Origin of the sequence: Thermomonas paludicola (assembly GCF_024498955.1) — a bacterium.
Taxonomy (GTDB): domain Bacteria; phylum Pseudomonadota; class Gammaproteobacteria; order Xanthomonadales; family Xanthomonadaceae; genus Thermomonas; species Thermomonas paludicola.
Genome location: NZ_CP093311.1, coordinates 165,267 through 178,160, shown reverse-complemented (window position 1 = coordinate 178,160; position 12,894 = coordinate 165,267). Strand labels below are relative to the sequence as shown.

At 68.1% G+C, this 12,894-nt stretch carries 10 protein-coding genes and 1 riboswitch; of the genes, 6 read left to right on the top strand and 4 right to left on the bottom strand.

Features of this window, described 5'->3' with window-relative positions; genetic code table 11:
• Positions 1-60: 60 nt before the first annotated feature.
• Positions 61-162, bottom strand: a riboswitch (TPP riboswitch).
• A gap of 212 nt (positions 163-374) precedes the next feature.
• A complete protein-coding gene (gene rpoH, locus LIW09_RS00760) occupies positions 375-1,241 on the top strand; it encodes an RNA polymerase sigma factor RpoH (protein WP_425507896.1) in 867 nt (288 codons plus the stop codon).
• Positions 1,242-1,268: 27 nt separating this feature from the next.
• Entirely contained in the window at positions 1,269-2,288 is a 1,020-nt protein-coding gene (locus tag LIW09_RS00755) for a lysozyme inhibitor LprI family protein (RefSeq protein ID WP_256646091.1), read from the top strand.
• An 82-nt stretch (positions 2,289-2,370) separates the two neighbouring features.
• Here the strand turns inward: LIW09_RS00755 and LIW09_RS00750 are convergent, their stop codons facing one another.
• Both LIW09_RS00750 and LIW09_RS00745 read right to left on the bottom strand, forming a co-directional pair.
• Positions 2,371-2,985 carry a trimeric intracellular cation channel family protein gene (locus LIW09_RS00750; protein WP_256646090.1) on the bottom strand — a complete coding sequence of 205 codons (615 nt, stop codon included), beginning with the start codon at positions 2,983-2,985 and terminating at the stop codon, positions 2,371-2,373.
• Positions 2,986-3,094: 109 nt separating this feature from the next.
• On the bottom strand, positions 3,095-5,302 hold the full coding sequence (locus tag LIW09_RS00745) for a primosomal protein N' (RefSeq protein WP_256646089.1): 2,208 nt from the start codon (positions 5,300-5,302) through the stop codon (positions 3,095-3,097).
• 435 nt (positions 5,303-5,737) lie between these two features.
• On the opposite strand from LIW09_RS00745, the gene LIW09_RS00740 reads away from it, so the two are divergent.
• On the top strand, positions 5,738-7,093 hold the full coding sequence (locus LIW09_RS00740; protein ID WP_256646088.1) for a DUF3106 domain-containing protein: 1,356 nt from the start codon (positions 5,738-5,740) through the stop codon (positions 7,091-7,093).
• 55 nt (positions 7,094-7,148) lie between these two features.
• On the opposite strand, the gene LIW09_RS00735 is transcribed toward LIW09_RS00740, so the two are convergent.
• Positions 7,149-8,312 carry a DUF3667 domain-containing protein gene (locus LIW09_RS00735; protein WP_256646087.1) on the bottom strand — a complete coding sequence of 388 codons (1,164 nt, stop codon included), beginning with the start codon at positions 8,310-8,312 and terminating at the stop codon, positions 7,149-7,151.
• Positions 8,313-8,389: 77 nt separating this feature from the next.
• On the opposite strand from LIW09_RS00735, the gene LIW09_RS00730 reads away from it, so the two are divergent.
• Positions 8,390-9,793 (top strand): MATE family efflux transporter, encoded by a 1,404-nt coding sequence (locus LIW09_RS00730; RefSeq protein ID WP_256646086.1) that lies wholly within the window; start codon positions 8,390-8,392, stop codon positions 9,791-9,793.
• Positions 9,794-9,866: 73 nt separating this feature from the next.
• Entirely contained in the window at positions 9,867-11,762 is a 1,896-nt protein-coding gene (sppA, locus tag LIW09_RS00725; RefSeq protein WP_256646085.1) for a signal peptide peptidase SppA, read from the top strand.
• A 45-nt stretch (positions 11,763-11,807) separates the two neighbouring features.
• Here sppA and LIW09_RS00720 read toward each other — a convergent pair whose 3' ends face one another.
• The gene (locus LIW09_RS00720; RefSeq protein ID WP_256646084.1) at positions 11,808-12,047 is read right to left on the bottom strand and encodes a hypothetical protein; all 240 of its coding nucleotides are present in this window, start codon (positions 12,045-12,047) and stop codon (positions 11,808-11,810) included.
• A 60-nt stretch (positions 12,048-12,107) separates the two neighbouring features.
• Between LIW09_RS00720 and LIW09_RS00715 the strand changes: the two genes are divergently transcribed.
• Entirely contained in the window at positions 12,108-12,887 is a 780-nt protein-coding gene (locus LIW09_RS00715) for an SDR family oxidoreductase (protein WP_256646083.1), read from the top strand.
• Positions 12,888-12,894 lie beyond the last annotated feature (7 nt).

The window sequence follows — 12,894 nt, the reverse complement described above, 5'->3', positions numbered from 1 at the left end:
GAAAACGGCGGGAGATCCGGGATGTGACGATGCAACGGCTCACGGCCAGCCCGAACAGCCGCCCGTGATGTCTTCCGTTCCTACGCCGGTATTACCCGGATCAGGTTCAAGGGTCCGCTCGCGCAATCTCAGCCCCTGATCGGGGCACCCCTCGGAAATGCCGCAGCAGGATCGACGCACGGCCCGGCCCTGTCAAGCGACGAGGACGGGCTTGCAGACCGCGGGAAACGTCACCACATGACGTTGACTCGCCCGGTGTTTCAATGGAATCACGAGCCCACCACTGTTCCATGAATGAAACAGTAGTGAACTATTGGCACGGTTAGCAGTCAAAGATGAGGACTGCTAATATTGACTGCATGAGGGAAGCCACGATGACGTCCAGAGCGCTTGTCGCCAACAATCTGCCGATCCCCAGCGCTATCGGTTCGCTGGAGGCTTACATCGGTGCCGTGCATGAAATCCCGGTGCTGACCGTCGAGGACGAGCAGCGCCTGGCGCATCGCTTGCGCGAACACGCCGACATCGCGGCTGCGCAAGAACTGATCCTGTCGCACCTGCGCTTCGTGGTGCACGTGGCACGCGGCTACAGCGGCTACGGCCTGCAACTGGGCGACCTGATCCAGGAAGGCAACATCGGCCTGATGAAAGCGGTCAAGCGCTTCGACCCTTCGGTGGGCGTGCGCCTGGTCAGCTTCGCGGTGCACTGGATTCGCGCCGAGATGCACGATTTCATCATCAAGAACTGGCGCATCGTCAAGGTGGCCACCACCAAGGCGCAGCGCAAGCTGTTCTTCAACCTGCGCAAGAGCAAGACCCGCCTGGGCTGGCTCAACGCGGAGGAAGTGCGCGTGGTCGCCAAGGACTTGAACGTGTCCGAGCGCGAGGTGCTGGAAATGGAATCGCGCCTGTCGGGTCGCGACATCGGTTTTGATGCGCCGGATGATGGCGACGATGATCATGCCCCGCCGGCGCCGGCCAGCTATCTGGTTGCGCTGGACACCGACCCGGCCGCCACCTACGAGTCCGCCGACAGCGAGGCCGACCAGCTGGACGTGCTGCGCGAGGGCATGGCGAGGCTGGACGCGCGCTCGCGCGACATCATCAAGCGCCGCTGGCTGGATGCCGACAGCAAGGTGACCTTGCAGGAACTGGCCGACGAGTATGGCGTCTCCGCCGAGCGCATTCGCCAGATCGAAGCCAATGCAATGAAGAAGATGAAAGCCCTGTTCGCGGCGTAAACAGCCGCCTTCGCGACGCACCAGCAAATGGCCCGGCTCGCCCCGGGCCGTTTTGTTGACAATTGCCCCCTCCCCTCGGCTAACCTTCCTGAACGGAATGCCAATTCGTTCATGGAATCGATACAGGGGGAAACAATGCGTATTGCAACTCGTTCGGTGGCCATCATCATGGCCGCGATGGCGCTGGCCGGATGCGGCAAACACAAGGCAACCTGCTCGGGAAAGGACGAGCTGGACATGGTCAAGCAGATCGTGATGGACGAGGCCGAGAAAACCCTTTCCAAAGGCAAGCGCGATGACGGTAGCACCGTCTTCAGCGCGGCATCCGCACGAGCGACCTTGAGCAAAATCTCCATCGCCTTCGACAATGTTCGAACCTCCAAGGAAGACCCGAACAGCACGAAAGTGTTCTGCGAAGGCACGATCAAGATCGTCGTCCCTCCCGACTTGCTGCATTCCGCCGAAGAGGGTAGGAAGCTTGCTGGCCTCGGGGCGATTTCAGCACTGTCCAGCAACAACGAAATGGAGCAGGCGGCGAACGCATTCACGAAAACCATCGAATACAACGCCCAGCCCACGGATGACGGCAAGAAAGTCTATGCCGAGTTGACCGGGGCCGCATCGATCGCGGATTTTGTCAGCGAAATCGCCGGCTCCTCCTTGTTGAAGCCGATGATCGAGGCCAAGCAAATCGAAGACGCAAAGGCCGCAGAGGAGGCAGACCAGGCGGCGGAAGCACAGCGCCTCCAGGAAGAGCAGCAACAAGCCCAGCTGCGCGCCGAACAGAGTGCCGCCAATCTGAGCGTCGCCCAAGAACAGAACACCCTCGCCAACCAGGCCATCAATGAGCTTTGGAAAGGGCTCTCGGAAGAAGATCGGGGATACCTGCTGGGATCACAGCGCGCCTGGATAAAGAAGAAGGACGTGGATTGCAGGATCGAGGCCGCCGGCCGCAGCACCGACCCCACCGAGATCGAGGTTGCGCGCCTGAATTGCGATACCGCAGCGACGAAAGCGAGGATCGATGACATCAGGCGGAATCTGTAACCCGGCAAGTTGTCACCGGCAACCCATCGGCCAGCAAATGGCCCGGCTCGCCCCCGGCCGTTTGCGTTTTACGTGATGCCGCCTATTCGCGCGGCCGCGCCACCGGCAGTTGCCAGCCGTGGCGCAGGGCCATGTAGCGCAGGCCGAAGCAGACCAGCGCGCCCAACACCATTGCCGGGTGCTGCGGCAGCTTCAACGCAGCCGCCACTGCCACAATCCCCCCGCCGGCCAGCGCCGCCACCGCGTACAGCTCGGCCTGCAGTACCACGGGCGTGCGCGCCACCAGCAGGTCGCGGGCGATGCCGCCGCCAATGCCGCTGACCATGCCCAGCAACATCGCTGCAAACGGCGGAAGCCCGAACGCCAGTGCCTTGCCGGTGCCCAGCACCGCAAACAGGGCCAAGCCAGCGGCGTCGAACAGCTGCACCGGATTGCGCAGACGCTCGATTGCCCCGGACCAACGGAAGGTGACCAGGCCAGCCACCATCGCCGTCACCAGATAACGCCAGTCCGCCAGCGACGCCGGCGGATGCGCGCCGATCAACACATCGCGCACGATCCCGCCCGAGACCGCTGCGGCGCAGGACAACACCAGCACGCCGAACAGGTCCAGCCGCTTGCGCACGGCGAGCGTGCCGCCGCTGAGGGCGAACACGAAAGTGCCGATCAAATCGAACGCCAGCAACAACTGCGACATGGGACATCGTTGGCGACTGCAGGGTGCCCATCGTAGCGCCAGCCTCAGTGGCCTGCGGCCTGCGGAAGGCGCGCCACGCGGCTGCGCGCGACGCAACCCCGACGCGGGCTCAGTACAAGTCCAGCGGATCCACATCCAGCGACCAACGCACCTTGCGCGCGTCGGGCGATGCGTACAGCGCAGGCAGGGCTGCGTCCAGCGCGGCATGCAACTCGCGCCGCTGCGCGGCCGACAGCAGCAGCTGCGCGCGCACATAGCCGGCGCGGCGCGGCATCGGCGCCGGCAACGGGCCATGCACGTCAATCGCCGCGTCGCCCAGCAGGGCCTTGGCCGTGTGCAGGAAGCGCATCGGCGGGTCGGCGTGCTTTGCTTCCGCACGCAGCAACGCAAGATGCGCGAATGGCGGGAAGCCCGCCGCTTCGCGCAGCGCCAGTTCACCTTCCACGAATGCGTGATAGCCGCCGTGGATCAGCGTCTGCAGCAGTGGATGCTCGGGATGGTGGGTCTGCAGCAGCACGCTGCCCGGTTTGTCGGCGCGGCCGGCGCGGCCGGCCACCTGCACCAGCAACTGGGCAAGTTTTTCGCCACTGCGGAAGTCCGCCGAAAACAAGCCCTCGTCAATGCCGGCCACCACGACCAGGGTGAGGTTGGGCAAGTCATGGCCTTTGGCCAGCATCTGCGTACCCACCAAAATGCCGGGGCTGGCCCCGAGTGCATCGAAGTGCTGCTGCAGCGCGTCGCGATGACCCGTACTGCCGCGATCGATGCGCAGCACCGGCACGTCGGCGAAGCGCGCCTGCAATTCGGCCTCGATGCGCTCGGTGCCATTGCCCTGCGGTTGCAAGGCCAGGCTCGCGCAGTCCGGGCAGGCCAGTGGTGAAGGCCGGCGCTGGCCGCAATGGTGGCATTGCAAGCGCTTGCCGTGGGCATGCACGGTCATCGCGGTGGGTTTGTCCGGGCTGCTGCAGCGCGGGCAATGCGCGCTCCAGCCGCAGTCATGGCACAGCAATACCGGCGCATAGCCGCGCCGGTTCTTGAACACCAGCACCTGCCCGCCTGCATCCAGCGCGGCGCGGATCGCGGTCAGCGCGTCCTCCGCCAGCCCCGCATGCAGCGGCCGCTTGCGCACATCCACGACGCGCACCGCCGGCGGCTTGGCAGCGCCTGCCCGCTGGTGCAGGCGCAGCCGCTGGGAGCGCCCGCACTGCGCGTTGTACAGCGTCTCCAGCGCCGGCGTGGCGCTGCCCAGCACGATGGGCACGTCCAGCGCGCGCGCGCGGACGATGGCGAAATCGCGGGCGTGGTAGCGGATGCCATCGAACTGCTTGTAGCTGCCGTCGTGCTCTTCATCGATCACGATCAGGCCGGCGTCCGGCAGCGGCACGAACACCGCCGAGCGCGTGCCCACGATCACCCGCGCCTGCCCGCGCGCGGCGGCAAGCCAGGTGGCGGCGCGCGCGTTGTCGTTCAACCCCGAATGCAGCGCGTGCACCGGCACGCCCAGGCGTGTGCGGAAGCGCGCCAGCGCCTGCGGCGTCAGGCCGATTTCCGGCACCAGCACCAGCGCCTGCTTGCCGCGCGCCAGGCAGTCGGCAATGGCGTGCAGGTACACCTCGGTCTTGCCGCTGCCGGTCACCCCATCCAGCAGGAAGGGCGCAAAGCCCTCGGCGGCGCGAATGGCCTCAATGGCAACCTGCTGCTCGGCATTCGGGGAAAACGTGGGGTCAGCGCCGCTCTTTTCCCGGAAAGACGACGCTGGCCCCGTCGGTTCCTCCAGCACGACACGCTCCACCAGCCCACGCTCGCGCAGCGTGCGCAGCGGCGTTCGCCAGCCTGGCCAGTCCGCGTCCAGCCCGTGTTCGGCGCGCTGCAGTTGCAGCCACGCTGCCAGTGCCTTCGGCTTGCCGGCGCGCATCCCCGGCAAGGCGGTGCGGCCGGCTTCGGCCAACCGCCAGCCGTAGCGCGTGATGTCCGGCAGCGGCTCGCCGCGCCGCAGCGTTGCCGGCAGGGCGGCGGCCAGCACTTCGCCCAAGGGCGCGTGCAGATAGCCGGACAGCCATCGCAGCGAAGCCAGCAGCTCGCCCTGCAGCAACGGCCCGTCGTCCAGCACCTGCAATGCTGCGCGCAGTTCGATGTCAGGCTCCGCAATCGCGTGCGCAACCACGATCCCGCACAGCTCACGCTGACCGAAGGGCACCCGCAGGCGCTGGCCAATGGCCACCGCCCCGGCATGCGTCCCGGCGGGCGGGAGGTAGTCGAACAGGCGCGGCAGCGGCAGCGACAGGGCCACGCGCAGCACGGACGATGGGGTCGGCATCCAGGCAGTCTAGCGAGGACGCCGGCGAGGCAGACCCCCAGTTGCCGCCCAAAGCTCAATCCCACCTGACCAAAGCAGGGCAAGTGCTTGTAAACGTTGGGGAACATTCATTATCCACACGACCTGTGGATAACCTTGTGCATACGCGTCCCGCAGCACCGCGCAAGGGCCGCTCTGACTGCCTCTCGGGCAGGCTGGTCAAAAAATCGCCACTCGCAATAAATTTAAACAAATCAATGTTTTAAGCGTGAAACATGGCGCTGGCGCGGGCGCCTTCAAACGTGAAACCGCATCCGGTGACGGTTTCTTCACAGCTGTGCACAAGTAATGTTCCCGAAGCCCGCGCAGGGGCTGGCGGAGCGATCGGCTGGCCCGCTGTCAAGCGTTTCCTGCGGCCGACCTCGCTATAAGATGAGGTGTGCCGACCCACCTGCCATGACCGCCGCTTCGCCCCCCCTGCCCGCGGCCGTGGCCGCCTTCCTGCGCGGCCTGGACGCGCGCGCGCGGCTGCTGGCGGACGCGCAGGCCGGCGACCGCGATGCCGCGCGACGCGCGCTTGCCGTCGCGGCCCAGGTTTTCGCATCGGATGCGGCGAGCTGGCCCATCGCACAGTGGCCGCAGCAGTATTGGCGGCTGCTGCTGTCGGTTCCCGCGATGGGCCACGCGGCTGCGCCGGGGACTGTCGGCCCGCTGCCGGGCATCGCTAGGCTGGCACCGCCGCTGCGCGCGGCCGTGCTGCTGCATCTGGTCGCCGCGCTGGAAGACACCGATGCCGCCGCAGCGCTGGGCATCGACATTGCGCGTTACCAACAGCGCATCCGCGACGCGCTGCCGACGGACACGCTTGGCCAGCCGGACGTGGCCGTCTGGCGCGCATGGCGTGCCGCCGTGCAGCGCGCGTTGGAGCCGGCGCCGGCAGCACCCGCCCTGCAGTCGCTTGCGCACGCCCGCCCGGCGCCGGCTGTCGCCACGGCGCCCCGCGATCCCCCATTGCACCCGCAGCGCCGCCACCTGCGCTGGCTGTGGCTCGGCGTGTTGCTCTGCCTCGCGGCGCTGGCCGCCACGTTCTTGCTGCACCCGCGCGCGCGCGCGCTGCTGGAGGAATGGCGCAACCGCGTACACGTCGAACCGCTGCCGCCCGCCGACCCACCGAAAGCGCGCTTCAACGCAGCCGACCCCGCCCTGCATCCGGATCGGGAGCTGCTGCTGCACCCGCAGGAGTTGTCATTCGCCCGCGAATTGCCGCTGCTGGCGTGGCTGGCGGCGGACGCTGGCGATGTCCTGCCAGCGGAGCCACCCGCCGCCCAGCCTGCGCTCAGCGGCAACGCCGACGACGGAATCGCGCAACGCATGCAGGCATGGGACCGCCTGCTGCCGCAACAACGCAGCGTGCAACGCAGCGCCTGGGCGGAATGGCAGGCACTGACCGATGACGAGAGACGCCTCCTGCGCGACACCGCCGCCCGCTACAGCGCGCTGACGACGGCGCAACAGCAGTCGCTGCGCAACCGCTACGCCGGGTTGTCCTTTGATGCACACCGGGGCTGGCATCTGGGCCCCGCGCTGGGGCGGCAGTGGCCGCGGATCGCCGCGCTGTTCACCCCGCTCGATGGCGGCGCGCGCGGCGCCCTGCTGGACCTGTTGCGCGGCGCCACGCCCGAGGACATCGAAGCGCTGGCGCGCCTGGCGCAGACCACCCCGCCGGAAGCGCGGGCGGAACTGCGCCGTGACCTGCTGGCCCAGCCGCCTTCGCAACGCGCGGCCTGGCTGCAAGCGCGGCTGCAGCGCTGATCCGGACTACAAGCCCGGGATCCCTGGACGGATGCCCGCGCTGCCACATCGGCTGCTACATCGACACCAGCCCGATCATCGCCGCTGCGGTGATGGCGCAACCCAGCAGCAGCGAATAGCAGAACCCGATCACGCCGAACTTCAGCAACGTCACCGACCAGCCTTGCGCGTACACGCGCTTTTGCATCAACAGCAGGTACACCGGCACCCACAGCAGCAATGCGCCCTCGACCCAGTCGAAGGCGCTGTTCAACCACGTGCCATCCGGCGCGAACGTTTCCGCCGGCACGTTCGCCAGCAACATCAGCAACAGCATCAAGCACAGGAACGCATGGCTGTGCAGGGCCACGATCAAGTGTTCCATGTACAGCCGACGCTTGAACAGATAGGCGAGCTTCAGCATCAGCGCGAACACCGGAACCAGCACGAACAAGGTGGTGGGGATGGTGCCCAGCACCGCATCCTTGAACGCATCCGGGTCGCGCTTGAGGCGCGCCACGTTGTCGCTGGCGTGCTGCGCCTGCTGATTGAGCCAGCGGTTGGCAAAGGCCGGCAACCAGGCGATGGCCACGGGATGGCGCTGCGCATCCCAGCGCTGGCCGTTGATGACCAGGCCACGGGGTTGCGGCGTTTGCGCGCTGCTCGGCGCCACCTTCGCGGCGGGAGCGCCCTGCAGTTCCCGGATGCGCGCGTCGGCAGCTTCACGAATCGCCTGTTCGCCGGCCGCAATGCCGGGAAGACCCATCGCCGCCGGGGTTCCGGTCATCTCCCGCCGGGCCGCTTCGAATTGCGCAAGCCGCGCATCGCGCTCGCGCACCACCGCGGCCACCGTGGTGGCATTGGCCATGGCCTGATGGCCATCGCCCTCCGTCATGCGGGTATCGACCTGCAGCGTCAGCCGTGCCACGAAGAATGCCAGCACGGCGAAAAAGAAGAACAGCCGGAATGGGGTGACGTAGCGCACCTGCCGGCCGGCGAAATATTCCAGGGACAGGAATCCCGGCTTGGTGAGCAGCGGGCCAAGCGTGCGCAGCACGCGCAGGTCCAGGTCGAAGACGCTGTCCAGCAAATCGCCGAACACGCTGCCCAGCGGTCGCATCAGCCCCTTCACCGGCTGCCCGCACGCGTGGCAATGCGGGCCATGCAAGGGCGCGCCGCAGTTGCGGCAGCGCGCCGGCGGCGACTCGCGAGGCGAATCACTGGCGTCGTTGGCAGTCATGGGGTGGCAATCATGGGGAGGCGGTAACATGGCGGGTCATCTGCGCCGATTCTCGGCGCGGACTCACTCTTTCCGCAATGGCGCATCGTCCCCCCACGCCTGCCCGCTTCCGCCACGAGGTGGGGCGCACTCTGCGTCTGGCTGCCCCGCTGGCGGCCGGGCATCTGTCCAGTGGCTTGGTCAGCCTGGTGGATGCGGTGGTGGCCGGCCATCACGGCACCGCCACGCTGGCGGCGGTGTCGGTGGGTGCGGCGCTGTTCTGGCTGCCGATGCTGGTGCCGATGGGGACGCTGATGGCGCTGCCGCCAACGGTGTCGCAGCTGGACGGCGGCGGGCGGCGCGCCGAGATCGGCCCGCTGTTCCGCCAGGCGTTGTGGCTGGCGCTGGCGCTGGGTCTGGTGCTGCTGGCCCTGCTGAGCGCGATACCGCCACTGCTGGGGCCGATGGGCATCACCGCCGACATCGTGCCCGGGGTGATCGGCTTCCTGCATGCCCTGCGCTGGGGCGTTCCGGCGTTCGCCCTGTACCTGGCAATGCGCTATCTGAGCGATGGCCTGCACTGGTCACTGCCGACCATGCTGCTGGGCTTCGGCGGGCTGTGCCTGCTGGCGCCAACGGCCTATGTATTGACCAACGGGTTGCTGGGATTCCCGGAGCTTGGCGCGACCGGCATCGGCATTGCCACCACGCTGATGTTCTGGATGCAGGCGCTGGTGTTCGCGCTGTATCTGTGGCGCAGCCCGCGCTTTTCCGACTTGCAGCTGTTCTCGCGTTGGGACTGGCCGCAGCTGCCCTGCCTGCGCGCGCTGTTGCGCACGGGGCTGCCGATCGGGGTCACCATCACCATGGAGGGCGGCCTGTTCGCCGTCACCGCGCTGCTGATCGGGCGCCTGGGCGAGGTACCGGCCGCCGCCCACCAGGTGGCCCTGAACGTGGCCACGCTGTGCTTCATGCTGCCCTTCGGACTGGCCGAGGCCACCACCGTGCGCGTCGCCCACGCGCTGGGTCGCGGCGACCGCAGCGGCGTGCGCCGCGCCGCGTTCGCCGGGCTGGTGCTGGCGCTGTGTACGCAGGCGGTCTCGGCGCTGGTGTTGCTGGCCGGACATGGCGCCATCGCCTCGCTTTACAGCGCCGACCCTGCGGTCATCGCGCTGGGCGGGAGCCTGTTGCTGTACGCCGCGCTGTTCCAGTTGCCGGACGGCATCCAGGTCGTGTCGGCGGGCGCCCTGCGCGGGCTGAACGATACCCGCGTGCCGATGTGGCTGGCGGTGCTGGCCTACTGGGGCATCGGCATGCCGGTCGGCGCCGGCCTCGGGCTGGCGCTTGGCTGGGGGCCGCGCGGAATGTGGCTGGGCCTGACCGCAGGCCTGCTGGTGGCGGCCCTGCTGCTGGGTTGGCGCTTCCTGCGCAGCAGCGCGCGCCTGCCGATGCCTGCGGCCGCATCGTCCCCGGCGGCAGTCACCATGACCGATGCCGCATGAGAACAGCACGCCGGTCGGCTAGCATTCGCACTGTTGCCGCCCTCTCGCGGCCCGTTTCCCCCGGAGTTTTGCAATGAACGAATCGCGCAGCCGCGGCCCCGTCGCCCGCCTGGTCATCGGCGTCTGGGACGCGGTCAACTTCACCCGCCGGCTGGTGTTCAACCTGCTGTTCCTGCTGGTGCTGGTGATTTTGTTGCTGGCGATCGTCGCCGGCGGCAACCGGCCCACGCCGCTGCAGGCGCGCTCCACGCTGGTCATCGCGCCGGAAGGCCGGCTGGTGGAACAGTTCAGTTGCGACGCGTTCGCGCGCAACCTGGCACGCGTCACCCGCTCCTCCGATTGCCGCGAAGTACGCCTGCGCGACGTGCTGCGCGCGCTGGATGCCGCGCGCACCGACAAGCGCATCGAGCGCGTGGCGCTGCAACTGGATGATCTGCAGCCCTCGGGCTTCGCCTCGCTGCGCGATGTGGCGTCGGCGCTCGCCGCCGTGCGCGCCGCCGGCAAACAGGTGATCGCCTACGGCGACGGCTTCGAGCAGGGCCAATACCTGCTGGCGGCGCAGGCCAGCGAAATCTACCTGGACCCGATGTCGCAGGCCGGGGTGATGCTGGATGGCCTTGCCGCCTATCGCCAGTTCTACCGCGAGGCGCTGCACGACAAGCTCGGCGTGGACATGCATTTGTTCAAGGTTGGCGAATACAAATCGGCCGCCGAACCCTACATTCTGGATGCGGCATCGCCGGCATCCAAGGAGGCCGACCTGTACTGGATGAACGATGTGTGGCAGCGGATGTTGGTCGACATCGGCAAAGGGCGCGGGCTGGATCCGGCCGCACTGGACCACTATGCCAACGAACTGCCGGCGCAGGTCGCGGCAGCCCATGGCGATCTGGCGCAGCTGGCGCTGACCCAGAAGCTGGTCACCGGCTTGAAGACGCGCGAGGACGTCGACACCCTGCTGGCCGAACGCGGCGTGGCCGACGACGACGCCGAGGGCGGTTTCCGCCAGGTCGCGCTGGACGGCTACCTGCGTCATCTGGACGGCCCGCTGCCGTCAGTCGATACGCGCCCGCAAGTGGCGGTGGTGGTGGCCGAGGGCGAGATCGCCGGCGGCAGGCTGCCGCCCGGCAAGGTCGGCGGCGAATCCACCTCGGCCCTGCTGCGGCAGGCGCGGGACGATGACGATGTGAAGGCCGTGGTGCTGCGGGTGAACTCGCCGGGCGGCGAAGTGTTCGCCTCCGAGCAGATCCGCCGCGAGGTCGCCGCGCTCAAGGCCGCCGGCAAGCCGGTGGTGGTGTCGATGGGCGACGTGGCGGCGTCCGGCGGCTACTGGATCAGCATGAATGCCGACCGCATCTATGCCGACCCGTCCACCATTACCGGCTCGATCGGCATCTTCGGCCTGTTTCCCACCATCGACCGCAGCCTCGAAAAACTGGGCGTGCATACCGATGGCGTGAGCACCGCGAAATACGCCGGCGCATTCGACCTGACCCGGCCACTGGATCCGGGCGTGGCCACCACCGTGCAGGCGGTGATCGACAAGGGCTACCGCGACTTCACCGGCAAGGTGGCGCAGGCGCGCGGCAAGTCCGTGGAGCAGGTGGACGCGGTGGCGCAGGGCCGCGTGTGGAGCGGCGCGCAGGCGAAGGAACGCGGCCTCGTCGACGCCTTCGGCGGGCTGAACGATGCGCTGGCCGACGCCGCCGCGCGCGCCAAGCTGGGCAAGGCGGACGCGTGGCAAACCCGCTATCTGGAAGACAAGGCCAGGCCGCTGTCGGAGCTGTTCAGCGACATGCTGCAAAGCGACGCCGCCATGGGTTTGCTGCGCAACAGCGGCGCCGGTGAGCTGCTGCTGGCCAGCCACGTGCAGGCGCAGGCGCCCTTGCGCTTCGTGCAGACCGCGCTGGCCAAGCGCGGCAAGGCGCGGGTCACCGCGCTGGCGTATTGCTTCTGCGAACCGATGTAATTCAGCACGCAGCGACGGTGGCATGCGGCCGCCGTCGTCCGGAGGTTACTGCCCGGCCGCCGCGTCGATATCGGCCTGCGCTTTCTTCGCGGCGTCTTCGGTTTGCGCAGCGGCCGCCTGCGCCGCACCCTTGTACGCAGTGGCGGCCTGGGTGATCGATGCGGGTGCAGCCGCAGGCGCCGCCTGTGGCTCGGGACGATGCTCGGGTGCCGGCGGCGGTGGCGCCGAACACGCAGCCAGCAACGCCAGCGACACGGCGGGCAAGAACGACAAAATGCGGCGCATGACGATCTCCGGAGGTGGGGCGTGCCCTATCCTACGCCCGCCACCCGTCAGGAAATCGCCATGCTTTCATCCCGCTGGAGCCTGCAAGGACAACGCGCGCTGGTCACCGGCGCCAGCGCCGGCATTGGCCTGGCCATCTGCCGCGAACTGCTGGGCTTCGGCGCACAGGTGCTGATGGTGGCGCGCGACGGCGAGCTGCTGGAAAACGCACGCGCCGAGCTGGAAGACGAATTCCCCGGTCCCGAGGACGCCGTGCTGGCGATGAGCGCCGACGTCACCGACGACGAGCAGCGCGCCGAGATCCTCGACTGGGCCAGCGACCTTGGCGGCCTGCACCTGCTGGTCAACAACGCCGGCGGCAACCTCACCCGGCCGGCACTGGACTATGGCGAAGACCAGTGGCGCGGCATCTTCGAAACCAATCTGTTTTCGGCCTTCGAGCTGTGCCGGCTGGCGCATCCGCTGCTGTCGAAACACGCCGCCTCCGCCATCGTCAACATCGGCAGCGTGTCCGGGCTCACCCATGTGCGCAGCGGCGCGCCCTACGGCATGAGCAAGGCCGCGCTGCACCAGATGACCCGCAACCTCGCCGTGGAATGGGCCGAAGACGGCATCCGCGTGAACGCGGTGGCGCCGTGGTACATCCGCACCCGTCGCACCAGCGGCAAACTGGCCGACCCCGACTACCTCGACGAGGTGCTGCTGCGCACGCCGATGGGCCGCGTGGGCGAACCGGAGGAAGTGGCGGCAGCGGTCGCCTTCCTGTGCCTGCCGGCCTCCGGCTATGTCACCGGCGAATGCATCGCCGTGGATGGTGGATTCCTGCGCTACGGGTTTTGACCCATCC